Here is a 25,196-nt window from a genome sequence, read left to right on the forward strand (position 1 = left end):
GTGGCTCCGGTCAGAGGTGCGGCTTGCGCGCCCTGACCGGCACGGACTGAGCCACCAGTACGAGACCGCTGATCCCCAGCACTACGAAACAGAACATCTGCCAGCGCTCATCGACAGATATGCCGTAGTGCAGCAAGTAATAGCCAAAGCATGCTGCGAGACCGACCAGCAGTATCTGGCCACTGAATACCCGCCACCATGCCGAAACACCGGCAACCCTCGCCAGCACCACCAGCTGGGTCAATACCCCTACCGCTGCGACACCAATCAACCAGCGGTCGATCTGTGCAGCCAGGTCGTCGACCAGCAGCGGCGCCAGACCAATGATTCTCAGCGCTGGCACCAGGCCAACGTGAAACACCCAAAGGCCGCCGACCCAGAAAACCTGGGACAGCTGCCAAAGGATGGCTTCAATGGCAGGCGCCCGGAAGATCGCGTCAGATGTGTTTGACTTCGACAATCTCGTACTCGACCGTGCCGCTTGGGGTTTTGATTACGACCGTATCGCCTTCTTCCTTGCCGATGATCGCGCGGGCAATCGGCGCGTTTGCCGAGAGCTTGCCCTTCTTGATGTCGGCCTCGTCCTCGCCAACGATCTGGTAGGTCACCTGATCGCCAGTCTCGGTGTTTTCAAGGTCCACGGTGGTCCCGAAAATCACCTTGCCGGTATGGGCGATGGTGGTGACGTCAATCACCACCGCGTTCTGCATGCGGCCTTCGATGTCGCGGATCCGCGCCTCGACCATGCCCTGCTCTTCACGGGCAGCATGGTATTCGGCGTTTTCCTTGAGGTCGCCGAGCTCACGCGCTTCGCCGATCGCCTGGCTCAAGCGCGGACGCTCGACCTTGCTGAGGAATGTATGTTCTTCCTCCAGGGCCTTGGCGCCCTGGACGGTCATTGGGTACTTGATCATGCCTTCAATCCTGCGTGTAGATCCTGCAAGCGGCGCACGGTCTTCTCGGGACCGAACTTCAGCGCTTCGCAGATAGCTTCGCCAGCAGCAATGGTGGTGGTGCAGTAGATCTTGTGCTGCAAGGCATTGCGACGAATGGAGTAGGAATCAGCGATCGACTGACGGCCTTCAGTGGTGTTGATGATCAGGGTGACTTCGTCATTCTTGATCATGTCGACCACGTGCGGACGACCCTCGGTCACCTTGTTCACGCGACGCACTTTCAGGCCTGCGGCTTCGATCAGCTTGGCAGTGCCGGCAGTGGCGACGACTTCGAAACCCAAGTTGATCAGATCACGGGCCACGCCTGCAACCAGCGGCTTGTCATCGTCACGCACGCTGATGAAGGCAGTACCGCCGGTCGGCAGCACTTCGCTGGCGCCCATCTGAGCCTTGGCGAACGCTTCGCCGAAGGTGTCGCCCACGCCCATCACTTCACCGGTGGACTTCATCTCTGGGCCGAGGATCGGGTCCACGCCAGGGAATTTGGCGAACGGGAACACCGCCTCTTTCACGCTGTAGAAGCTAGGAATGATTTCCTTGGTGAAGCCGATTTCCTTGAGTGTCTTACCGGCCATGACGCGAGCCGCGATCATTGCCAGGGAGACACCGATGCACTTCGATACGAACGGTACGGTACGGGAAGCGCGCGGGTTGACTTCGATGACGTAGATGTCTTCGCCTTGCAGCGCCAACTGAACGTTCATCAGGCCGACAACGCCCAGCTCCAGGGCCATTTTCTTGACCTGTTCGCGCATCTCGTCCTGGATGTGCGCCGGCAGCGAGTACGGCGGCAGCGAGCACGCGGAGTCACCGGAGTGAACGCCGGCCTGCTCGATGTGCTGCATGATCGCGCCAATCACCACGTCCTTGCCGTCGCAGACCGCATCCACGTCCATCTCGATGGCGCAGTTGAGGAAGTGGTCGAGCAGCACCGGGCTGTCGTTCGACACTTGCACCGCGTCACGCAGGTAACGTTTGAGTTCTTCTTCCTTGTAGACGATTTCCATCGCCCGGCCGCCCAGTACATACGACGGACGAACCACCAGCGGATAACCGATCTTCGCGGCAGCGCGCACGGCTTCGTCTTCGCTGCGCACGGTGGCGTTCGGCGGCTGACGCAGGTTCAGGCGCTCGACCATCTGCTGGAAGCGCTCACGGTCTTCGGCACGGTCGATGGCGTCAGGGCTGGTGCCGATGATCGGCACGCCGGCCGCTTCGAGGGCGCGAGCCAGTTTCAGCGGAGTCTGGCCGCCGTACTGGACGATCACACCTTTCGGCTTCTCGACACGGACGATTTCCAGCACGTCTTCCAGGGTGACCGGCTCGAAGTACAGACGGTCGGAAGTGTCGTAGTCGGTCGATACGGTTTCCGGGTTGCAGTTGACCATGATGGTCTCGTAACCGTCATCGCGCAGCGCCAGTGCCGCGTGTACGCAGCAGTAGTCGAACTCGATGCCCTGACCGATACGGTTCGGGCCACCGCCGAGGATGATGATCTTGTCGCGACCGGACGGCGCGGCTTCGCACTCTTCCTCGTACGTCGAGTAGAGGTAGGCGGTATCGGTGGCGAACTCGGCGGCGCAGGTGTCGACGCGCTTGTAGACCGGGAACACTTCCAGCTTGTGACGATGAGTACGCAGGTTTTTCTCGGTGACGCCCAGCAGTTTGGCCAGACGCTGATCGGAGAAGCCCTTGCGCTTGAGGCGGAACATCAGGTCACGATCAATGGCCGACAGACCGAGGGTCTTGACCTTCTCTTCGTCCTTGATCAGATCTTCGATCTGCACCAGGAACCACGGGTCGATCATGTTCATGGCGAAGATTTCGTCGACCGTCATGCCGGCGCGGAAAGCGTCCGCCACGTACCAGATACGCTCGGCGCCCGGCACGGTCAGTTCGCGCTTGAGCACGCTCATCGCATCCGAACTTTTCAGGTCAACCTTCTCGTCCAGACCGCAAACACCGACTTCCAGGCCGCGCAGGGCTTTCTGCAGGGATTCCTGGAAAGTACGGCCGATGGCCATGACTTCACCCACCGACTTCATCTGAGTGGTCAGGCGCGCGTCAGCGTTGGCGAATTTCTCGAAGGCGAAACGCGGCAGCTTGGTGACGACATAGTCGATGGACGGTTCGAAGGACGCCGGGGTCTTGCCACCGGTGATGTCGTTCGACAGTTCGTCGAGGGTGTAACCGACCGCCAGTTTGGCCGCGACCTTGGCGATCGGGAAACCGGTGGCTTTCGAGGCCAGTGCCGAGGAACGCGAGACGCGCGGGTTCATCTCGATCACGACCATGCGGCCGGTGTCCGGGCAGATACCGAACTGCACGTTGGAACCGCCGGTTTCGACGCCGATCTCGCGCAGTACCGCCAACGAGGCGTTACGCAGGATCTGGTATTCCTTGTCGGTCAGGGTCTGGGCCGGAGCTACGGTGATCGAGTCACCGGTGTGGACGCCCATCGGGTCGAAGTTTTCGATCGAGCAGACGATGATGCAGTTGTCCTTTTTGTCGCGGACAACTTCCATTTCATATTCTTTCCAGCCGATCAGCGATTCGTCGATCAGCAGTTCCTTGGTCGGCGACAGGTCCAGACCACGGGCGCAGATTTCTTCGAACTCTTCGCGGTTGTAAGCGATGCCGCCACCGGTGCCACCCATGGTGAAGGACGGACGGATGATGCACGGGAAGCCCAGGCGCTCGAGCACCGCGTTGGCTTCTTCCATGCTGTGGGCGATGCCGGAACGCGGGCATTCCAGGCCGATGGATTTCATCGCCTTGTCGAAACGCGAGCGGTCTTCAGCCTTGTCGATGGTGTCGGCGTTGGCACCGATCATTTCCACGCCGAACCTCTCAAGAACGCCTTCGCGTTCCAGGTCCAGGGCGCAGTTCAGAGCAGTCTGGCCGCCCATGGTTGGCAACACGGCATCCGGACGCTCTTTCTCGATGATCTTGGCAACGGTCTGCCACTTGATCGGCTCGATGTAAGTGGCGTCAGCCATGTCCGGGTCGGTCATGATGGTGGCCGGGTTGGAGTTCACCAGGATGACGCGGTAACCCTCTTCGCGCAGGGCCTTGCAAGCCTGGGCGCCGGAGTAGTCGAATTCGCAGGCCTGGCCGATAACGATCGGGCCAGCGCCGAGAATCAGGATGCTTTTAATGTCTGTACGTTTTGGCATGGGTTTGTCACTCAAATCCGCAGGTCAGTCGGCAAGCCGTCTTGATCGATTTCTGAAGTTTCGAGGGGGCCGCCGGTTGCGGGGCCGCCCTCGAAGGGCTTCTCGCTACAGTCTCAAGGCGAGCGCTTAGCGTCGCTTGGCCATCTCGTTGATGAAGCGGTCAAACAGGGGTGCCACGTCGTTCGGGCCTGGGCTCGCCTCAGGGTGACCCTGGAAACTGAACGCGCTCTTGTCGGTGCGCTCGATGCCTTGCAGGGTGCCGTCGAACAGCGATTTGTGGATCGCACGAACGTTGGCCGGCAGAGTCGCTTCATCAACCGCGAAGCCGTGGTTCTGGCTGGTGATCATGACGACGCCCGTGTCCAGATCCTGTACCGGGTGGTTGGCACCATGATGGCCATGGCCCATTTTCAGGGTCTTGGCGCCGGAGGCCAGGGCCAGCAGCTGGTGACCGAGGCAGATGCCGAATACCGGAATCTCGGTTTCCAGCACGTCCTTGATCGCCTGGATCGCGTAGTCGCAAGGCTCAGGGTCACCAGGGCCGTTGGACAGGAACACGCCGTCCGGCTTAAGAGCCAGCACGTCGGCCGCCGGCGTTTGCGCCGGGACAACGGTGACGCGGCAACCGCGCTCGACCAGCATGCGCAGGATGTTGACCTTGACGCCGTAGTCGTAGGCAACGACGTGGTACGGCAGCTCAGAGGCTTCGATGGTCGCGTGGCTGTCGGTTTTCAGTTCCCAGACAGTGGAGCGCCATTCGTACTGAGTCTTGGTGCTGACGACTTTCGCCAGATCCATGCCCTTGAGGCCCGGGAAGCCTTGCGCGGCGGCAATGGCAGCTTCTTCGGAGATGTTGTCGCCCGCCATGATGCAGCCGTTCTGTGCGCCTTTTTCGCGCAGGATGCGAGTCAGACGACGAGTGTCGATACCGGCGATCGCCACAACGTTGTTGGCTTTCAGGTAATCGGACAGGGACATCGTGTTACGCCAGTTGCTCGCTACCAGTGGCAGGTCACGGATGACCAGGCCGGCAGACCAGACGCGGTCGGACTCGGCGTCTTCCGGCGTGGTGCCGGTGTTGCCGATGTGCGGGTAAGTCAGGGTAACGATCTGTTGGGCGTAGGAAGGATCGGTAAGGATTTCCTGATAGCCGGTCATTGCGGTGTTGAACACGACCTCACCAACGGTCTGACCGTCGGCTCCAATGGCTTCGCCGCGAAAAATGCTGCCATCAGCAAGGGCGAGTATGGCTGGCTTAGTCAAGAAGACCTCCCGTAAATAACGCATGAAAGGGCAATCGCAGGTTGTAAAAAAGCGGAGTGACGTATGGACACGTCACCCCGCTTGTTCACTGAATTATTCTGCGCGCTTTTAGTGGACACACTAAAGCTGTAGCTTACAGAAAAAGGGATTTTTGGTCTACCGCCAATGAGCCTGAAAGGCCAGAGAATGCGACAGGGCGTCGCGTAGCGGAGTAAAACCGGCACAAACAGTGAGTTTGCGCCGGGTTAAAACAAGGCTCAACGTAAGTCGAGCACATCCTGCATGTCATAAAGGCCAGGCCCGCGAGCGTCCAGCCACAACGCCGCGCGCACCGCGCCCTTGGCGAAGGTCATGCGACTCGAAGCCTTGTGCGTGATCTCCAGACGCTCACCCTCGCAGGCGAACAGCACGGTGTGATCACCCACCACATCGCCGCCACGAACCGTGGCGAAACCGATGGTCTCGCGCTCACGCGCACCGGTGTGACCTTCACGACCGTAGACCGCAACCTTCTGCAAATCACGATCCAGCGCCTCGGCGATCACCTCCCCCATGCGCAGCGCCGTACCGGACGGCGCATCGATCTTGTGCCGATGGTGGGCCTCGATGATTTCGATGTCCGCATCGTCCTTCAATACGCGCGCAGCCATGTCCAGCAGCTTCAGCGACAGGTTGACACCGACGCTGAAGTTGGCGGCGAACACGATCGGAATGTCCTTGCCCGCCTCGGCCAGCAACTGCTTCTGAGCCGCGTCGAGCCCGGTCGTGCCGATAACCATGGCCTTGCCGGCCTTGCGGCAGAAGGCGAGGTTTTTCAGCATGACTTCCGGCAGCGTGAAGTCGATCAGGACGTCGAACTCTTCCGCCACCGACTCCAGATTGCCGGACAGCGGCACGCCAATGCGCCCGAGCGATGCCAGCTCACCGGCATCCACCCCGATCAGCGTGCTGCCAGGACGAACAATGGCGGCCGTCAGCCCGGTCAGCGGCGCGCGCTGCTGCACCGCCTCGACCAGAATCTTGCCCATGCGCCCGGCGGCGCCCATCACAGCTATACGTCGCATGCCGACTCCTTACAGATCGCCGAAGAAGCGCTTCACGCCATCGAACCAACCGGTGGTTTTCGGCGAGTGGCTGTTGTCGTCCGCCAGGGAGCTGCGGAACTCTTCCAGCAATTCACGCTGACGACGATTCAGATTGACCGGCGTCTCGACCGCCACGCGGCACATCAGATCGCCCGCACCACCGCCACGCACTGGCGCAACGCCCTTGCCGCGCACGCGGAACTGCTTGCCGGTCTGGGTGCCTTCAGGGATTTTCAGCTTGACGCGGCCGTCGAGGGTAGGAATCTCCAACTCGCCGCCGAGCGCAGCGTCGACGAAGCTGATCGGCACCTCGCAGAACAGATGCTTGCCGTCACGCTGGAAGATCGCGTGTTCGCGCACGTTGATGACCACGTACAGATCGCCAGTCGGGCCGCCCTGCGTGCCCGCCTCGCCTTCGCCGGACAGACGAATGCGGTCGCCTGTATCGACGCCAGCCGGCACTTTCACCGACAGGGTCTTGTACTCTTCGACGCGACCGTCGCCGTGGCAGGAATCGCACGGGTCGGAAATGATCTTGCCCTGGCCATGGCAGCGCGGGCAGGTCTGCTGCACCGAGAAGAAGCCTTGCTGCATGCGTACCTGGCCGATACCGCCGCAAGTCGGGCAAGTCGATGGCGACGAACCTTTCTTGGCGCCCGAACCATCGCAAGGCTTGCAGTTGACCAGCGTCGGAACGCGGATATTCACGGTAGTACCGCGCACCGCTTCTTCCAGATTCAGCTCCAGGGTGTAGCGCAGGTCGCTGCCGCGCTGGGCGCCGCCACGGGAGCCGCCGCGACCGCCACCGAAGAAATCACTGAAGACATCGCCAAAGATGTCCGAGAAATTCTGCCCGCCGAAGCCCGCACCGCCGCCACCCATGCTCGGGTCGACGCCGGCATGACCGTATTGGTCGTAGGCCGCGCGCTTGCTGGAGTCGGACAGAACCTCGTAGGCCTCGTTGGCCTCCTTGAACAGCTCTTCCGACGCTTTGTCATCGGGATTACGGTCCGGGTGATGCTTCATCGCCAGACGGCGATAGGCCTTCTTCAGGTCAGCTTCGCTTGAGCCGCGCTCAACACCCAACACTTCGTAATAGTCACGCTTTGCCATAAGTCTTTGCACTCTTAAGGACGTTCGGCAAACCCCTCCTGAGCTTCGCCAAACTCGTTGAGCCCCCAAACAGGCCCGGACCCAACTCACGTCGATTTCAACGATCCTGGTCTTTGATTCAATGCGGCACTTTCGGCTCGAAAAGCAGGAGCATTCCCGGCCATGCCGCCACCACGCGAACCTTGTCGCATGCTGTAAAAATTCGCGTATTCCAGATACGCCAACGCGGGAGCAAGCTCCCGCGCGGCGACATCCTACCAGTCACCGCCGCAAGGCAGTCAACCGGCCGACCAACAACTTACTTGTGGTCTTTGACTTCTTCGAACTCGGCATCGACAACATCGTCAGCCTTTTCAACTTTCTCGTCGTGCGGTGCCGCGCCTTCAGCAGGCTGAGCCTGTTCGGCGTACATCTTCTGGGCAACCGGAGCGGAGACTTTCGACAGCTCTTCGATCTTAGCTTCGATGGCAGCCTTGTCGTCGCCTTTCACAGCGGCTTCCAGGGCAACCACGGCCGCTTCGATTGCAGTCTTCTCTTCAGCGCTTACCTTGTCGCCAGCGTCGGTGACCATTTTGCGGGTCGAGTGAACCAGTGCGTCACCCTGGTTACGGGCAGCGGCCAGCTCTTCGAACTTGCGGTCTTCCTCGGCGTTCGCTTCGGCGTCACGCACCATGCGCTCGATTTCTTCGTCGGACAGACCGGAGTTGGCCTTGATCACGATCGACTGAGTCTTGCCGGTCGCCTTGTCTTTCGCGCCGACGTGCAGGATGCCGTTGGCGTCGATGTCGAAGGTTACTTCGATCTGCGGCACGCCACGTGGAGCAGGTGGAATGTCGGCCAGGTCGAACTTGCCCAGGGATTTGTTCTGTGCGGCTTGCTTGCGCTCGCCCTGCAGGACGTGAATGGTCACGGCGCCCTGGTTGTCGTCGGCAGTCGAGAACACTTGCGATTTCTTGGTAGGAATCGTGGTGTTTTTCTCGATCAGCGCGGTCATCACGCCACCCATGGTTTCGATACCCAGGGTCAGCGGGCTGACGTCGAGCAGCAGCACGTCTTTCACATCACCGGCCAGAACGGCGCCCTGGATCGCAGCACCCATGGCAACGGCTTCGTCCGGGTTCACGTCCTTACGTGCTTCCTTGCCGAAGAAATCGGTCACCAGTTTCTGTACCAGCGGCATACGGGTCTGACCGCCGACCAGGATCACGTCGTTGATCGCGCCAACGTCGATACCGGCGTCTTTCATGGCGATGCGGCAAGGCTCGATGGTGCGCTGAACCAGGTCTTCAACCAGCGCTTCGAGCTTGGCACGCGAGATCTTCACGTTCAGGTGCTTCGGACCGGTGGCGTCTGCAGTGATGTACGGCAGGTTCACGTCGGTCGACTGAGCGGACGACAGCTCGATCTTGGCTTTTTCAGCGGCTTCTTTCAGGCGCTGCATCGCCAGCGGGTCACCCTTGAGGTTCATGCCGCTTTCTTTCTTGAATTCGTCAACGAGGTAGTCGATCAGACGAATGTCGAAGTCTTCACCGCCGAGGAAGGTGTCACCGTTGGTGGCCAACACTTCGAACTGGTGCTCGCCGTCAACTTCAGCGATCTCGATCACGGAAACGTCGAAAGTACCGCCACCCAGGTCATAAACGATCACGGTGTGATCGCCCTTCGCCTTGTCCATACCGTAGGCCAGAGCGGCTGCGGTCGGTTCGTTGATGATGCGCTTCACGTCCAGACCAGCGATGCGGCCGGCGTCTTTGGTCGCCTGACGCTGGCTGTCGTTGAAGTAGGCCGGAACGGTGATCACCGCTTCGGTCACTGCCTCGCCGAGGTAGTCTTCGGCGGTCTTCTTCATCTTTTTCAGGATTTCAGCCGAGATTTGTGGCGGTGCCATTTTCTGGCCGTTCACTTCAACCCAGGCATCGCCGTTGTCAGCCTTGGCGATTTTGTAAGGGACCATCTGAATGTCTTTCTGTACGACTTCTTCTTCGAAGCGACGACCGATCAGACGCTTTACCGCGTACAGGGTGTTGTGCGGGTTGGTCACTGCCTGACGCTTGGCGGACTGGCCGACCAGGATTTCGCCATCGTTGGCGTACGCGATGATCGACGGCGTGGTACGCGCGCCTTCGGCGTTCTCGATAACCTTGGCAGTGCCGTTTTCAAGAATGGAGACGCAGGAGTTGGTAGTCCCCAGGTCGATACCGATAATTTTGCCCATGTTCACTCTCCCGAAACTTTTTGATTTGGTTGCCGCAGCAGTTGTGGCTGACTGCGGTAGCACTTAAACGCTTGACTTCTAAATGGGGGCCTTGCGGCTGATTTCAAGCCTTCTCGTCAATCGAAGGCGAAATTGGCGCTGGCGCCTTGCTGACCACAACCATCGCCGGACGCAGCAGGCGACCGTTGAGCTGATAACCCTTCTGGAACACCTTCAGAACACTGTTCGGCTCGACATCGGCGCTTTCCTGCATGGCCATCGCCTGATGGTGAACGGCGTTGAACGGTTCGCCATGCGGATCGATCGCTTCAAGCTGATAACGCTTGAGGGTGTCGTGGAACATCTTCAGGGTCAGCTCGATGCCTTCGCGCATCGGACGGATGCTTTCGTCATCCGGGCTCGACAGCTCGAGGCCGCGCTCCAGACTGTCGACGATCGGCAACAGGTCACCAGCGAATTTTTCCAGCGCGAACTTGTGCGCCTTTTCCACGTCCTGCTCGGCACGGCGGCGGACGTTCTGCAGATCGGCAGCTACGCGCAGCGATTGATCCTGCGCGGCGGCCAATTGCTCTTCGAGCACTTGTACACGGGTCGCCAGGTCATCACCCGAAGCCTCGGGCGCCTGAGTGGCTTCCGGATTTTGCGTATCTACTGTCTGTTCGTCAGCCATGGAACTCTCCTTTCAATTTCGTCCGCGAGGTCGACTCGCGCTTCTGCCCCGGTATATGGGGCCGCAAAATCAGGCTTCAAGGGCTGACCGCGATTAACCCTACAAAAAAGTGCTGCATTGTCATTCCACGCCGCACTAAGCATTTGATCGGATCAACCGAATCGAGCGAAGCGGGGGCATTGTCAGCCCGAAACAAAACACTGTATAAATAACCAGACCTAAAGCCTGGGAGCGGCCTTCATGCTGGTGCACCTGTCCGTACACAACTACGCCATCGTTGAACATCTCGATCTCGAACTCGATCGCGGGATGAGCGTGATCACAGGGGAAACCGGCGCCGGCAAGTCGATCATGCTCGACGCCCTGGGCCTGACCCTCGGCGACCGTGCCGACAGCGGCGTGGTCCGCCCGGGCGCCGACAAGGCCGACATCCTGGCAACCTTCGACCTCGTCGACATTCCCGAAGCCAGCGCCTGGCTGGCCGAACGCGACCTGGAAAGCGACGGCCCGTGCATCCTGCGCCGGGTCATCACCTCCGAAGGTCGCTCACGGGGCTACATCAACGGCACCCCCTGCCCGCTCGGCGACCTCAAGGCACTGGGCGAATTGCTGATCGACATCCATAGCCAGCACGAACACCAGTCCCTGCTCAAGACCGACACCCATCGGCGCCTGCTCGACGAGTATGCCGGCGCCACCGATCTGGCCCGCCAGGTGCAACTGGCCTCCCAGCGCTGGCGCCAGACCCGCCAGGAGCTCGAGCGCCTGTCCAACTCCGGTGACGAGCAGCGCGCCCGCCACCAACTGCTCAGCTATCAGCTGGAAGAGCTGGAAAACCTCGGCCTCGGCGAAAACGAACTCGAAGAGCTGGAGCAGGAACACAAGAACCTGACCAATGCCGAAACCCTGCTGGGCATTTGCCGACAAGTGGTCGAGCAATGCAGCGAAAGCGATTCCGGCAATGTGCTGAATGCACTGACCGCCAGCCTCAATCGCCTGTCGAGCGTGAACAACTCCGTCGGCGCCCTCGGCGAAGCCAGCAGCTTGCTGACCAGCGCGCAGATCCAGGTTGAAGAGGCGGTGGGCGAACTCAATCGCTTCCTCGACAACTTCGATGCGGACCCGGCGCGCCTGCAATATCTGGAAGAGCGCCTCGACGCCATCTACACCATGGCGCGCAAGCACCGGATCCAGCCAACCGAAGTCGCGCAGATGCAGCAGAAGCTGCTGGATGAAATCGAAACCCTGAACGCCAACGACGAGTCCATCGAACGACTGGCCGACGAACTGACCTCCTACGCCCGCCACTACCAGGAAAAGGCGCGAGAGCTGAGCGATTTGCGCCATCAGGCAGCCGGCAATCTCGCCAGCGCCGTGGAGCAGGAGATTCAGCGCCTCGGCATGCCCGGCGGCCGCTTCACCATCGAACTTCACCCAAGCAACGGCGGCGAACTGCTGCCCAACGGGCTTGAGCAAGTGGAGTTGCTGGTCAGCGCCAACCCCGGCCAACCCTTGAAGGCATTGGCCAAGGTCGCGTCCGGCGGCGAGCTGTCGCGGATCAGCCTGGCGATCCAGGTCATCACTGCACAGACATCCCGGGTGCCGACGCTGGTATTCGACGAAGTGGACGTCGGTATTGGTGGGCCGACGGCGGAAATTGTCGGTCAGTTGCTGCGTCGCCTCGGCGAACGCGGGCAGGTACTGACGGTGACACACTTGCCGCAAGTGGCTGCGCAAGGGCATCAGCACCTGTTTGTACACAAGGTTCGTGGTGAGCAGGCGACTCACACCGCCGTGTCGAAACTGAGCAAAAACGATCGTATAGAAGAGGTCGCGCGCATGCTCGGCGGCATCGATCTGACCAAGGAATCCCTGGCGCACGCCAAAAAGATGGTGGTTGCCGCGAAAGTTTAAGAACCGCAGATAGCACGAAGGCGACCCTTGGGTCGCCTTCGCTCGTTTCGCGAACCTGAAATTCGCGCGACATGCTTACTTACTTTTTCTTGCGGACGTACAGCACCAGATTGTGATCCACCAACTCGACACCGTGTTCCTCGGCGATCGCCTTCTGGAGTTTTTCGATTTCGATGCTGACGAATTCGACAACCTCACCGGTTTCCACGTTGACCATATGGTCGTGGTGGCCGCCGTCGGCCAATTCGAATACCGCATGGCCGCCGTCGAAGTTGTGACGGACCACGAGGCCAGCCGCTTCGAACTGGGTCAGAACACGGTAAACCGTGGCCAGACCGACGTCCTCACCGGCTTCCATCAACGCCTTGTAGACGTCTTCGGCACTCATGTGACGCTGCTCTGTAGAGTCCAGCATTTGCAGAATCTTGACCCGTGGCAGGGTCACTTTGAGGCCAGCTTTGCGTAGTTCGCTATTTTCAACCATGGTCAGCTTTCTCGCGATGCTGCTTCGCAGCTTCTCTTAATGCGGGTATGATCGGCGTTTACCTTGTCCCAGCCAAGATAGTGGAAGTCGCCCACCGATGCAAAACACCAAGCTCTTGCTAACCAGTTTCACCTTTGTGGGACTGCTCGCACTCGCCGGTTGTTCATTCCCCGGGGTTTACAAAATCGACATCCAGCAGGGCAATGTCGTCACGCAGGACATGATAGACCAGTTACGCCCGGGAATGACCCGGCCACAAGTACGGTTTATCATGGGCAACCCTCTGCTGACCGACACGTTCCATGCCAATCGCTGGGATTATCTGTACAGCCTGCAACCTGGCGGCGGTGAACGCCAACAGGAACGCATCAGCGTCATTTTCAACTCGAACGACCAGCTTGTCAGCCTGTCCGGTGACTTCATGCCGGGCGTGAGTCGTGACGAAGCCATTCTCGGCAAGGAAAGTGGCACTAACGTGACTGCCCCTGCTGAAAACGCCGAGAAGCCAAAACCGGAAAAACCGGTCAAGCCAGGCTCCTTGCTGGATCAGATCCAGAAGGACGTGGATGGCGTGGAAACCGTTCCGGTTCCGACACCAGAACCGCTGGAGACCTCGCCGCAATAATTTGCGACGCAATAAAAAACCCGGAAGTTCCGGGTTTTTTATTGCCTGTTGATCTGCCGATTCACTGATTTCGGGCCTTCGCCTCAGCCGCCCTGGCGGCCCGCAGACGCCGTACCTCCTTCGGATCAGCCAGCAATGGCCGGTAGATCTCGATGCGATCCCCGTCCTGAATCACCCGAACATCCGGATCGGCAATCACCTTGCCGAAAATCCCCAGTGGGCACTGGCTCAAATCCAGCTCGGGAAATTCGGCATCCATAGCGGACGCGAGCAATGCAGCCCGCACCGTGGAGCCCTCAGCCACGCTGATCGTGCGCAACACCTGACGATCAACCGCCGCGTACACAACTTCGACTTCGATCACGGCCTCAACCATGCATCTGCTTGGCACGCTGGCAGAACGCGTCCACCAGGGTGTTGGCGGCCTGATTGAACAATGGCCCAAGGGTGGCACGCACCAACGGCCCGGCGTAGTCGAACGACAGATCCAGGCTGATCTTGCAGGCCTTTTCATTCAATGCCTTGAACACCCAGACGCCATGCAATTGAGTGAACGGCCCTTCCTCCAGGTTCATTTCGATCGACTGCCCCGGCACCAAGGTATTGCGCGTCACAAAATGCTGACTGAGCCCGCCCTTTGCCACGCCGACGCTGGCGCGCATGAACTCTGGAGAGTTTTCCAGAACCTCAGCGGACGAACACCACGGCAGAAACTCCGGATAGCGCGCCACGTCATTGACGAGGTCATAGAGGAATTGCGCCGGGTACGGCAGCAGCGCGGATCGTTGAATATGTGTCGTCATGTAAGCGTCACTTCCAGAGCTGGGCGGCAAACACTACAAGAATGCCGATTGGCGCCACATAGCGCATCAAGAACAGAGACAGGGCGAACAATGCCGGACTGCGCATCGACAACTCATCGCGCACCGCTTCACGCCCCATCACCCAACCGGCAAACAGCACGAAACACAATCCGCCGAGCGGCAACATGATCCGCGAGGTGAAGAAGTCGACCACGCCGAAGAAGTCCAGACCGCTCTTCGCACCCCATTGGTAGAGATGGAACAGGCCGTCTTCGTTCACGAAAAATTTGGCGTCTTTCCAGATATTGAAGGAAAACACCGTACCCAGACCCACGAACCAGCAGCTGAAGGCCAACCAGAACGTTACCCAGGCGCGGCTGATCTTCGTGCGCTCAACCAGATACGCCACCATCGGCTCGAGCAGGGAAATCGCCGAGCTCCACGCCGCCACCGCCACCAGCACGAAGAACACCACGCCCATCAACTGCCCGAACGCCACGTTACCGAACGCGAATGGCAGGCTGACGAACATCAGGCCCGGACCTTCGCTCGGGTTCAGGCCGGCGGCGAACACAATCGGGAACAACGCCAGGCCCGCCACCAGCGAAATAAAGGTGTCGAGCAGCGCAATGCCGACGACCGTCCCGGTCATCGACGAATGTTTAGGCATATAGGCGCCGTAGATCATGATCGACCCCACACCGACGCTCAGCGAGAAGAACGCGTGCCCCATCGCCGGCAGCAAGCCGTCGAGGACCTTTTCCGGGTGGAAGTCGAACATGAAATGCATGCCTTCCATGAAATGCCCGGTGGTCATGCTGTAACCCAGCAACACCAGAACCATCACGAACAGCAGCGGCATCATGATGCGCAGGCTGCGCTCGAGCCCGGCCACCACGCCTTTGGCGATCACCACGGCCGACAGCAGCATGAAAACTGTGTGCCAAAGTGTCAGACGCCATGGGTCGGCGATGACATTTCCGAAATAAGCCCCGACCTGATCGGCGGACACGCCCTGGAAGTCACCACGCCCCATGTCGATGATGTAATCCAGCGACCAGCCGCCCACCACACTATAGAAAGACAGGATCAGCAGCGCCGTGATCATCCCGGCAAATGCGCCCCACGACCACTTGGCCGAGTGCCCGGCCTCCAGCGCCAGCGTCTTCAGGGCGTTGGCCGGACTTTGCCGGGCGCGCCGGCCGATCAGGGTTTCGGCGAGCATCACCGGGATCCCGATCAGCGCGATGCAGGCCAGAAACATCAGCACGAAGGCGCCACCGCCGTAGACCCCGACCATGTACGGGAATTTCCAGATGCTGCCCAGTCCCACGGCCGAACCGGTCGCGGCGAGTATGAATACCCAGCGGCTAGCCCAACTGCCGTGGACAGAAACCTTGTCTGTCGACATCGTTTATCACGCCCAAGCGTTAGAAAAAGAGGCCGCATTGTCCGGGATTCACTCAACCTGCTCAAGCACGCAGCATCACCGTAGCCGACGACCATTTATCTCCATATAATGCCGCCCCTATGGCTAAACAGAAGAAACACCCAACAGGGACCATCGCGCAGAACAAAAAGGCGCGACACGATTACTTCATCGAGCACAAGTTCGAGGCTGGTCTGGTCCTGGCCGGCTGGGAAGTAAAAAGTCTGCGGGCGAGCAAGCTGCAACTGGTCGACAGTTACGTGCTGCTCAAGGATGGCGAAGCGTGGCTGCTCGGCAGTCACATCACGCCTCTGATGACCGCCAGTACCCACGTCATCGCCGACCCGGTGCGCACCCGCAAACTGCTGCTCAACCGCCGGGAGCTGGAAAAGCTTGCAGCGGCCGTGCAGCAGAAGGGTTACGCCTGCGTCTGCCTGTCCTTCTACTGGAGCAAGCACATGGTCAAGTGCGAGATAGCTCTGGGCAAGGGCAAGAAGGAATACGACAAGCGTGACACCGAGCGCGAACGCGACGCGGGTCGCGAGTTGCAGCGTGCGGTGCGCAACAAGGGCAAGGAAGACTGATTTCGCATTCGCGAGCAAACCCGCTCCCACGCCCTTGGATCTGACCGAGTTATCGGCCAGACGCCGAAAACTGTGGGAGCGGGCTTGTTCGCCAAGCGATGTCACGTCAATCAGCGAACGACTTGATCACATCCCCTTGCGCCGCTCCGCCCGAGCCACGCGCTGCACTTCCTGACGCACTTCTTCCAGCACTTCCTGCACATAAAGAATGTGCCGGCTGGACACCTCCCGCGCCTGCTCCGCATGGCCCTCCATGATCGCCAGATACAGTTCCCGATGCTGAGTGATCAGCATGTCGCGGGTTTCGGTGCGCTGCTTGTACATGCCGCCGATGTTGGTCACCACGTTGCGCTTGAGCAGATCGAACAGACCGCGAATGGTGTGCAGCAGCACCGCGTTATGACTCGCTTCGGCGATTGCCATGTGAAATTTCGCATCCGCCGCGCCCTCTTCCGCCCGGCTCACTTCATCATGTCGCGCGTAGCAATCCTGAAGCTCCTCGAACGCTGTCGTGAGGCGTTCACGGTCGACATCGGTTGCGCGCAATGCTGCGTAATAGGCGCACGATGCCTCCAGAGTGTGCCTAAATTCCAGCAGATCGCGCTGCGCGTCGGGATTGCTTTCGAGCAATTGCAGCAGCGGATCGCTGAACGTCGAACCCAGGGTTTCCACCACATAATTGCCGCCGCCCTGGCGACTGACCAGCAACCCCTTGGCCGCCAGCTTCTGAATCGCCTCACGCAACGACGGGCGTGAAACACCGAATTGTTCGGCGAGTGTGCGCTCGGCCGGCAGACGCTCGCCGGACTTCAGAGTGCCCTCGAGGATCATCCCCTCGAGTCGCTCGACAATATCGTCAGACAAACGGCGCTGACGAATCTGATCAAACCCCATAACTCATTTCTCCACGATCCCGACCGCTCGCCGGGCTCTCTATTCTGGCTCATCCGCGCCTTGCCGACACCTGCCAGACGACATCCGCAAAACCAGATCAGATCCGCCTCTGCACCGGTTATTCGACAAAAGTTTCAGGGCGGCAAATTGACACACCGATATCAAGGCTTTTACCCTAGCCAACAGCGATTGTAAATTGGTCTTACCAATTATCCAAGAACGCTGACAGTGCCTGACCAACAACAATTAGGGGCCACCCCATATGCAAACCTGGCAACAGCTCTACAGCCCGCTCGGCAGTCTCGGCGTGTCCGCACTCGCGGCCGTCATCCCCATCGTGTTCTTCTTCCTCGCCCTGGCGGTGTTCCGCCTCAAGGGCCATGTCGCTGGCAGCATCACGCTGGCACTGGCCATTCTCGTGGCAATCTTCGCGTTCAAGATGCCGGTCGACATGGCGCTCGCCGCCGCCGGATATGGCTTCGCCTATGGTCTGTGGCCGATTGCCTGGATCATTGTCGCGGCGGTGTTCCTGTACAAACTGACGGTCAAGAGCGGCCAGTTCGAAGTCATCCGCAGCTCGGTGCTGTCGATCACTGACGATCAGCGTCTGCAAGTTCTGCTGATCGGGTTTTGCTTCGGCGCGTTCCTGGAAGGTGCCGCCGGCTTCGGCGCACCGGTGGCAATCACGGCCGCCCTGCTGGTCGGCCTGGGCTTCAACCCGCTGTACGCCGCCGGCCTGTGCCTGATTGCCAACACTGCGCCCGTAGCGTTTGGCGCCCTGGGGATTCCGATCATCGTCGCCGGTCAGGTCACCGGGATCGACGCGTTCAAGATCGGCGCCATGACCGGCCGCCAACTGCCGCTGCTGTCGCTGTTCGTACCGTTCTGGCTGGTGTTCATGATGGACGGCCTGCGTGGCGTGCGCGAAACCTGGCCCGCAGCACTGGTAGCAGGCCTGAGCTTTGCCGTGACCCAATACTTCACCTCGAACTTCATCGGCCCGGAACTGCCGGACATCACTTCGGCGCTGGCCAGCCTGATCTGCCTGACCCTGTTCCTCAAAGTCTGGCAACCCAAGCGCGCCGCCGGCCAGCACATTGCCGGCGCCGTGTCGGCCTCCGTGGTCAGCGCCAGCGTCGGCGGTTTCGGCCAGAAGCGCACCACCGTGGCGTCGCCCTATAGCCTGGGGGAAATTTTCAAGGCCTGGTCGCCGTTCCTGATCCTAACCGTGCTGGTCACAATCTGGACCCTCAAGCCGTTCAAGGCGATGTTCGCCGCTGGCGGGTCGATGTACGCCTGGGTCTTCAATTTCGCGATTCCGCACCTTGACCAACTGGTGATCAAGACCGCGCCGATCGTGGCGACTCCGACAGCCATTCCGGCCGTGTTCAAACTCGACCCGATTTCGGCGACCGGCACGGCCATTTTCTTCTCCGCGCTGATCTCGATGCTGGTGCTGAAAATCAATTTCAAAACTGGTCTGACCACTTTGAAAGAAACCTTCTACGAACTGCGCTGGCCCATTCTGTCGATCGGCATGGTGCTGGCGTTTGCCTTCGTCACCAACTACTCCGGCATGTCTTCAACCATGGCCCTGGTACTGGCGGCGACCGGTGCGGCGTTCCCGTTTTTCTCGCCGTTCCTAGGCTGGCTGGGGGTGTTCCTCACCGGTTCCGATACCTCGTCCAACGCGCTGTTCAGTTCGCTGCAGGCCACCACCGCGCACCAGATTGGCGTCAACGACACCCTGCTGGTGGCGGCCAATACCAGCGGCGGCGTGACCGGCAAGATGATCTCGCCACAATCGATCGCCGTGGCGTGCGCCGCGACCGGACTGGTGGGCAAGGAATCGGATCTGTTCCGCTTCACCCTCAAGCACAGCCTATTCTTTGCAACGATTGTCGGCCTGATCACCTTGGCTCAGGCCTACTGGTTCACCGGCATGCTGGTGCATTGAGACTACAAGCGACATTGAAATAACCGACGCCTGAGGGTGATTCCGGCGTCAGCAATTCACAACCTGGTCTGTAAGGCTGCTGAAAGCCATTTTCTCTATATTCAGCAGCCTCAGCGGACGGATAACCGGGACAACCCGGAGACACGCCTGATGAGCGAGCTTTTTTACAACGCCGTGCCCAATGCGACCCGTGTCGCACCACCACTGCCCGAACCCCGGCAATACCCCAGCGAGAAGCCGTCGCGGGTCTATCTGTTCGGGACGTGCGTGGTCGACCTGTTTTACCCCGAAGCCGGGATGGACGCGATCCACCTGCTGGAGCGCGAGGGCATTCGGGTCGACTACCCGCAAGGGCAGAGTTGCTGCGGACAACCGGCCTACACCTCGGGTTACACCGAGCAGGCACGGACGGTGGCGCGCTCACAACTGGCGCTGTTTGCCGGTGACTGGCCGGTGGTGGTGCCGTCAGGTTCCTGCGCCGGCATGATCCGCGAGCACTACGCCGATCTGTTCAAGGACGAGCCGCAAACGTTGCAACAGGTTCAGGCCCTCGCGGCACGAACCTATGAACTGGCCGAGTTCCTGTTGTTTGTCTGCAAGGTGCAGCTCAAGGACAGCGGCGCTCCGGTCAAAGTGGCGCTGCACACTTCGTGTTCGGCCCGGCGGGAAATGAACACCCACCTGCACGGCCGCGAGTTGTTGGCGCAGTTGAGCAACGTTGAACGGGTCAACCACGACCATGAAAGCGAATGCTGTGGCTTCGGTGGGACATTCAGCGTCCGTATGCCAGACATTTCCGGCGCAATGGTGGCCGACAAGACCCGGGCGTTGAAGGAGTCCGGCGCGCATCAGGTACTCAGTGCCGATTGCGGCTGCCTGATGAACATCAACGGCTCACTGGAAAAACAGAAGGAAGCGCTGCGCGGCCAGCATCTGGCCAGTTTCCTCTGGCAGCGTACCGGAGGTGCCCGATGAGCACTTCCACGATTATTCCTACGGTTGCCGTAGAAGAAGATTTCCGCACCCGGGCACACAACGCCCTGGGTGACCAGCAGTTGCGGAACAACTTCCGCACGGCCATGGACTCACTGATGACCAAGCGGGCAGCCGCTTTCAGTGATGCCCATGAACGAGAACACCTGCGCGCACTGGGCAATGCGATCAAGGCCCGCGCGCTCTCCAAGTTGCCCGATCTGCTCGAGCAACTGGAACAGAACCTGACCCGTAACGGTGTGAAAGTACACTGGGCGGAAACGGTGGACGAGGCCAATGGCATCGTTCTTTCGATCATCCGTGCTCACGAGGCGCGGCAAGTGATCAAGGGCAAATCGATGGTCAGCGAAGAGATGGAGATGAACCATTTCCTCGAGGCTCGGGACATTGAATGTCTGGAGTCCGACATGGGGGAGTACATTGTCCAGCTCGACCACGAGAAGCCTTCTCACATAATCATGCCGGCAATCCACAAGAATGCCGGTCAGGTCGCGTCCTTGTTCCACGACAAACTTGGCGTGGAGTACACCAAGGACGTTGACCAACTCATTCAGATCGGTCGCAGAGTCCTGCGGCAGAAGTTCTTCGAAGCGGACATCGGCGTCTCCGGCGTCAACTTCGCCGTGGCCGAAACCGGCACCCTGCTGCTGGTGGAAAACGAAGGCAACGGGCGCATGACCACCACCGTGCCGCCGGTCCACATCGCCGTCACCGGTATCGAAAAGGTCGTGGAAAACCTGCGCGACGTGGTGCCACTGTTGTCGCTGCTGACCCGCTCGGCGCTGGGCATTCCGATCACCACCTACGTCAACATGATTTCCGGCCCGCGCAAGGAACATGAACTCGACGGCCCCCAGGAAGTGCATCTGGTGCTGCTCGACAATGGTCGCAGCCAGGCCTTCGCCGACAGCGAACTGCGCCAGACCCTGAACTGCATCCGCTGCGGCGCGTGTATGAATCATTGCCCGGTCTATACCCGAATCGGCGGTCACACCTATGGGGAGGTTTACCCGGGGCCTATCGGAAAAATCATCACCCCGCACATGGTCGGTCTGGCGAAGGTTCCGGATCACCCGAGCGCGTCGTCGTTATGCGGGGCCTGTGGTGAAGTCTGTCCGGTGAAAATTCCGATCCCTGCCCTGTTGCGTCGACTGCGGGAAGAAAACGTCAAGGCGCCAGACGCTCCGCATCAGGTGATGCGCGGCCAGGGCAGCAAGTATTCGCGCAAGGAGCGCTTCATCTGGAACGCCTGGGCGAAGCTCAACAGTTCGCCGCGTTTGTACCGGTTGTTCGTGTTGTGCGCCACGCGCCTGCGCGCCCTGACACCCAACAATGTCGGCCCATGGACGCAAAACCACAGCGCACCGAAACCCGCCGCCCGCTCACTGCACGACATGGCCCGCGAGCATCTGGCCAAACAGGGAGACCGCTGATGAGCGCCAAGCAAAATATCCTCGGCAAGCTGCGCAAAAGTCTGACCGGCACCACGCCGATTGCCGACAACTTCGATGTCGAACTGGTGACCCAGCCCTACACCTACAACGCCGAACAACGCATTCCGCAACTGCGCAAACTGATGGAAGCGGTACACACCGAAATTCATTTGAGCACTGCGGAAGACTGGCCGGCACTGCTCGGACAATTGCTGCGCGACCGTCAGTTACCTAGCCTGTTGATCGCACCGACTACGCCCCACGGGCAGCAGATCGCACAGCACTGGTCGAATAATCCCGACCTGCCGACGCTGAAGTCCTATGACCGGCCGATGGAAGAGTGGAAAGCCGAACTGTTCAACGACACCCCGGCCAGCCTCACCGGCACCCTCGGCGCCATCGCCGCCACCGGTAGCCTGATTCTCTGGCCGACCCGCGAAGAGCCGCGCCTCATGAGCCTGGTGCCCACGGTGCATTTCGCCCTGCTCAAGGCCAGTCAGATCCGCGACAACTTCTATCAGGTGCAACAGGAGTTCGAGTGGGCGCAAGGCATGCCGACCAACGCCTTGCTGGTGTCCGGCCCGTCGAAAACCGCTGACATCGAACAAGTGCTGGCCTATGGCGCCCATGGTCCGAAAGATCTGGTGGTATTGATCCTGGAGGACCAATGAGCTTACCGGCGACTTTCCTGCGCGATGCGCAGAACCTGATTCCTGCCGAGCGGCGTTTCGACGATCCACTGTCGACTCTGGCGTTCGGCACCGACGCCAGTTTTTATCGACTGATCCCGAAACTGGTGATCCGCGTCGAGTCCGAAGACGAAGTGGTCACACTGCTGAAACTGGCGCAACGGGATCACGTCCCGGTGACCTTCCGCGCCGCCGGCACCAGCCTTTCCGGGCAGGCCATCAGCGATTCGGTGCTGATCGTGCTTGGGGATAACTGGAACGCACGGGAGATCCGTGGCCAGGGCACCCAGATTCGTCTGCAACCGGGGGTGATCGGCGCTCAGGCCAACGCCTGGCTTGCGCCATTCGGGCGCAAGATCGGCCCGGATCCGGCCTCGATCAACGCCTGCAAGATCGGCGGCATCGTCGCCAACAACGCCAGCGGCATGTGCTGCGGCACCGCGCAAAACACCTATCACACCCTGGCCGGCATTCGCCTGGTGCTGGCCGACGGCACCCGTCTCGACACCGAAGACGCCGCCAGTGTCGCGGCGTTTCGCACAAGCCACGGCGAGTTGCTGGAGCATCTGGCGACACTGGGCCGCGAAACCCGCGCCAACGCCGAACTGGCCGCACGAATCCGCCACAAATACCGTCTGAAAAATACCACCGGCCTGTCACTCAATGCCCTGGTGGATTTCGATGAGCCTGTGGATATCTTGAGCCACTTGCTGGTCGGCTCCGAAGGCACCCTCGGTTTCATCAGCGCGGTCACTTACGACACCGTCGTCGATCACCCGAACAAGGCCTCCGCGCTGATCGTGTTCCCCGATGTGGAAACCTGCTGCAACGCAGTCACGGTGCTGAAAGACCAACCGGTGTCGGCGGTCGAACTGCTGGATCGGCGCAGCCTGCGCTCGGTTCAGAACAAACCGGGCATGCCGGATTTCGTACAGCACCTGTCGAACAATGCCTGCGCGCTGCTGATCGAATCCCGCGCCGCGTCTTCCACATTGCTACAGGAACAACTGGCGCACATCATGGCGTCGCTCAGTGAGTTCCCGGTGGAAAAGCAGGTCGACTTCAGCGAAAACCCGGTCGAGAACGCGCGCCTCTGGGCGATCCGCAAGGACACCTTCCCCGCCGTGGGCGCCGTGCGCAAAACCGGGACCACGGTGATCATCGAAGACGTGACCTTCCCGGTGGAGCAACTGGCAATCGGCGTGAACCGGCTGATTGCGTTGTTCGACAAACATGCCTACGACGAAGCAATCCTTTTCGGACACGCGCTGGAGGGCAATCTGCATTTCGTCTTCACCCAAGGCTTCAACAGCGCGGAAGAAGTCGCACGCTATCAGGCGTTCATGGACGACGTGGCGCAACTGGTGGCCGTGGAATTCGGCGGCTCGCTCAAGGCTGAGCATGGCACCGGGCGCAACATGGCGCCGTTTGTCGAACTGGAATGGGGCAGCGACGCCTATCAGTTGATGTGGCAGCTCAAACGCCTGCTCGACCCCAACGGCATCCTTAATCCGGACGTGGTGCTCAGCGAAGATTCGCAGATCCACCTCAAACACCTGAAACCGCTGCCGGCCGCCGACGAGATTGTGGATAAGTGCATCGAGTGCGGTTTCTGCGAACCGGTCTGCCCGTCGAAAGGCCTGACCCTGAGTCCGCGTCAGCGCATCGTGATCTGGCGTGACATTCAGGCCAGAAAACGCGCCGGCATCGACACTTCCGATCTGGAAAAAGCCTACGAGTACCAAGGCATCGACACCTGCGCCGCGACCGGTTTGTGCGCGCAACGTTGCCCTGTAGGCATCAACACTGGCGAGCTGGTGAAAAAGCTCCGTGGCCGACACGCCACCCATGTGAAAACCGCTAACTGGATCGAAGGAAATTTCGCCACGACCCTGCAAGGCGCACGTTTCACTCTGCATGTGGCCAACGGCGCGCGCATGCTGCTCGGGGCACCGCGTCTGGCGAAGCTTTCCGCGACATTGACGCGTCTGTCCAAAGGCCAGGTGCCGCTATGGACGAACGCAATGCCACAACCGGAAAAAGCCATTCGCGTCAGCCCCGGCGTAACGGACGAGCGTCCGCGCGTGGTGTATCTGGCAGCCTGCGTTTCGCGGGTGATGGGGCCGGCGGCGGGTGACAAAGAGCAGATGTCGCTGTACGACAAAACCCGTGGCCTGCTGGAAAAGGCCGGCTACCAGGTGGTTTTTCCGGAGAACCAGGACAACCTCTGCTGCGGCCAGCCGTTCGCATCCAAAGGTTACGCCGAACAGGCCGAGCACAAGCGCCAGGAACTGATCAGCGCTTTATTGCACGCCAGTCGCGGCGGACTCGATCCGATCTATTGCGACACCAGCCCCTGCACCTTGCGCCTGGTGCAGGATGTGGGAAATGTTCGCCTGGATCTGTATGACCCGGTGCGTTTTATCCGTACGCATCTGCTCAATCGACTCGATTTCACGCCACAGGAAGCACCGATTGCCGTGCATGTGACTTGCAGCACTCAACACTTGGGCGAAAGCCAGGCATTGATCGATCTGGCGCGTAAATGCAGCAAAAACGTGGTGATCCCCGAGGGCATTCACTGCTGTGGTTTTGCCGGCGACAAGGGCTTCACCACCCCGGAGCTGAACAGCCATTCGCTGCGTGCGCTCAAGGACGCAGTGCAGCATTGCAGCGAAGGAATTTCCACCAGCCGTACTTGTGAGATCGGTCTGACACAACATGGCGGCATCGACTACCACGGGCTGGTCTATCTGGTGGATCGGGTGACCCGGGCGAAGGCCGTCTGAAGAAAAATAGAACCCTTGAGCACGACGGCAGTCCACAGAACAAGCCCCACAAATCGGGGCTTTTTCCTCCATTCGGTTGCCCGTCCTGACGGCCAGCGAAGTCTGGATCCTCAGTTCAAGGAGA

General features: G+C 60.1%; 21 protein-coding genes. 8 read left to right on the top strand and 13 right to left on the bottom strand.

Annotated features, from left to right (window positions below):
* Positions 1-10: 10 nt before the first annotated feature.
* From N8H74_RS16115 to grpE, 8 genes are all read right to left on the bottom strand, one after another.
* Positions 11-460 (bottom strand): MFS transporter, encoded by a 450-nt coding sequence (locus N8H74_RS16115; protein WP_217831046.1) that lies wholly within the window; start codon positions 458-460, stop codon positions 11-13.
* A complete protein-coding gene (greA, locus tag N8H74_RS16120; protein ID WP_217831047.1) occupies positions 438-914 on the bottom strand; it encodes a transcription elongation factor GreA in 477 nt (158 codons plus the stop codon). The genes N8H74_RS16115 and greA overlap by 23 nt, the downstream gene beginning before the upstream one ends.
* Positions 911-4,132: a carbamoyl-phosphate synthase large subunit gene (carB, locus tag N8H74_RS16125; RefSeq protein WP_262148735.1), complete on the bottom strand. Its 3,222-nt coding sequence runs from the start codon at positions 4,130-4,132 to the stop codon at positions 911-913. Before carB ends, greA begins: the two co-directional genes overlap by 4 nt.
* Before the next feature lie 126 nt (positions 4,133-4,258).
* Positions 4,259-5,395 (bottom strand): glutamine-hydrolyzing carbamoyl-phosphate synthase small subunit, encoded by a 1,137-nt coding sequence (carA, locus tag N8H74_RS16130; RefSeq protein ID WP_217831049.1) that lies wholly within the window; start codon positions 5,393-5,395, stop codon positions 4,259-4,261.
* A 257-nt stretch (positions 5,396-5,652) separates the two neighbouring features.
* Positions 5,653-6,459: a 4-hydroxy-tetrahydrodipicolinate reductase gene (gene dapB, locus N8H74_RS16135; protein WP_217831050.1), complete on the bottom strand. Its 807-nt coding sequence runs from the start codon at positions 6,457-6,459 to the stop codon at positions 5,653-5,655.
* Between the two features lie 9 nt (positions 6,460-6,468).
* A complete protein-coding gene (dnaJ, locus tag N8H74_RS16140; RefSeq protein WP_085711856.1) occupies positions 6,469-7,593 on the bottom strand; it encodes a molecular chaperone DnaJ in 1,125 nt (374 codons plus the stop codon).
* A 298-nt stretch (positions 7,594-7,891) separates the two neighbouring features.
* Positions 7,892-9,808, bottom strand: a complete 1,917-nt coding sequence (gene dnaK, locus N8H74_RS16145) for a molecular chaperone DnaK (RefSeq protein WP_262148740.1) — start codon at positions 9,806-9,808, stop codon at positions 7,892-7,894.
* A 103-nt stretch (positions 9,809-9,911) separates the two neighbouring features.
* Positions 9,912-10,478, bottom strand: a complete 567-nt coding sequence (gene grpE / locus N8H74_RS16150; RefSeq protein ID WP_217831052.1) for a nucleotide exchange factor GrpE — start codon at positions 10,476-10,478, stop codon at positions 9,912-9,914.
* A 240-nt stretch (positions 10,479-10,718) separates the two neighbouring features.
* On the opposite strand from grpE, the gene recN reads away from it, so the two are divergent.
* Positions 10,719-12,392: a DNA repair protein RecN gene (gene recN, locus N8H74_RS16155; RefSeq protein WP_262148742.1), complete on the top strand. Its 1,674-nt coding sequence runs from the start codon at positions 10,719-10,721 to the stop codon at positions 12,390-12,392.
* A gap of 79 nt (positions 12,393-12,471) precedes the next feature.
* Here the strand turns inward: recN and fur are convergent, their stop codons facing one another.
* Positions 12,472-12,876, bottom strand: coding sequence for a ferric iron uptake transcriptional regulator (gene fur, locus N8H74_RS16160; RefSeq protein WP_064119476.1), 405 nt, complete (start codon positions 12,874-12,876; stop codon positions 12,472-12,474).
* 97 nt (positions 12,877-12,973) lie between these two features.
* Here fur and N8H74_RS16165 point away from each other — a divergent pair, with 97 nt between their 5' ends.
* Complete coding sequence (locus N8H74_RS16165; protein WP_217831054.1) at positions 12,974-13,501, top strand: outer membrane protein assembly factor BamE; 528 nt, start codon at positions 12,974-12,976, stop codon at positions 13,499-13,501.
* A gap of 61 nt (positions 13,502-13,562) precedes the next feature.
* Here the strand turns inward: N8H74_RS16165 and N8H74_RS16170 are convergent, their stop codons facing one another.
* From N8H74_RS16170 to N8H74_RS16180, 3 genes are read right to left on the bottom strand one after another with little or no spacing between them, the layout of a single operon-like run.
* Entirely contained in the window at positions 13,563-13,877 is a 315-nt protein-coding gene (locus N8H74_RS16170; protein WP_217831055.1) for an RnfH family protein, read from the bottom strand.
* Positions 13,870-14,304 carry a type II toxin-antitoxin system RatA family toxin gene (locus N8H74_RS16175; RefSeq protein ID WP_262148745.1) on the bottom strand — a complete coding sequence of 145 codons (435 nt, stop codon included), beginning with the start codon at positions 14,302-14,304 and terminating at the stop codon, positions 13,870-13,872. The genes N8H74_RS16170 and N8H74_RS16175 overlap by 8 nt, the downstream gene beginning before the upstream one ends.
* A gap of 7 nt (positions 14,305-14,311) precedes the next feature.
* The gene (locus N8H74_RS16180; RefSeq protein ID WP_262148747.1) at positions 14,312-15,715 is read right to left on the bottom strand and encodes a sodium-dependent transporter; all 1,404 of its coding nucleotides are present in this window, start codon (positions 15,713-15,715) and stop codon (positions 14,312-14,314) included.
* Between the two features lie 119 nt (positions 15,716-15,834).
* Here N8H74_RS16180 and smpB point away from each other — a divergent pair, with 119 nt between their 5' ends.
* Positions 15,835-16,317: an SsrA-binding protein SmpB gene (gene smpB, locus N8H74_RS16185; protein ID WP_262148748.1), complete on the top strand. Its 483-nt coding sequence runs from the start codon at positions 15,835-15,837 to the stop codon at positions 16,315-16,317.
* Between the two features lie 126 nt (positions 16,318-16,443).
* Here the strand turns inward: smpB and N8H74_RS16190 are convergent, their stop codons facing one another.
* A complete protein-coding gene (locus N8H74_RS16190; RefSeq protein ID WP_217831059.1) occupies positions 16,444-17,211 on the bottom strand; it encodes a GntR family transcriptional regulator in 768 nt (255 codons plus the stop codon).
* A gap of 262 nt (positions 17,212-17,473) precedes the next feature.
* Here N8H74_RS16190 and N8H74_RS16195 point away from each other — a divergent pair, with 262 nt between their 5' ends.
* From N8H74_RS16195 to N8H74_RS16215, 5 genes are all read left to right on the top strand, one after another.
* A complete protein-coding gene (locus N8H74_RS16195) occupies positions 17,474-19,168 on the top strand; it encodes a lactate permease LctP family transporter (RefSeq protein ID WP_262148751.1) in 1,695 nt (564 codons plus the stop codon).
* A 150-nt stretch (positions 19,169-19,318) separates the two neighbouring features.
* Positions 19,319-20,143, top strand: coding sequence for a (Fe-S)-binding protein (locus N8H74_RS16200; RefSeq protein WP_217831061.1), 825 nt, complete (start codon positions 19,319-19,321; stop codon positions 20,141-20,143).
* Positions 20,140-21,594: a LutB/LldF family L-lactate oxidation iron-sulfur protein gene (locus tag N8H74_RS16205; RefSeq protein WP_262148753.1), complete on the top strand. Its 1,455-nt coding sequence runs from the start codon at positions 20,140-20,142 to the stop codon at positions 21,592-21,594. The genes N8H74_RS16200 and N8H74_RS16205 overlap by 4 nt, the downstream gene beginning before the upstream one ends.
* Positions 21,594-22,265: a lactate utilization protein gene (locus N8H74_RS16210; RefSeq protein WP_262148755.1), complete on the top strand. Its 672-nt coding sequence runs from the start codon at positions 21,594-21,596 to the stop codon at positions 22,263-22,265. The genes N8H74_RS16205 and N8H74_RS16210 overlap by 1 nt, the downstream gene beginning before the upstream one ends.
* Positions 22,262-25,072, top strand: a complete 2,811-nt coding sequence (locus N8H74_RS16215; RefSeq protein ID WP_262148757.1) for an FAD-binding and (Fe-S)-binding domain-containing protein — start codon at positions 22,262-22,264, stop codon at positions 25,070-25,072. The genes N8H74_RS16210 and N8H74_RS16215 overlap by 4 nt, the downstream gene beginning before the upstream one ends.
* Positions 25,073-25,196 lie beyond the last annotated feature (124 nt).

Source organism: Pseudomonas sp. B2M1-30, assembly GCF_025447575.1.
Classification (GTDB): Bacteria; Pseudomonadota; Gammaproteobacteria; order Pseudomonadales; family Pseudomonadaceae; genus Aquipseudomonas; species Aquipseudomonas botevensis.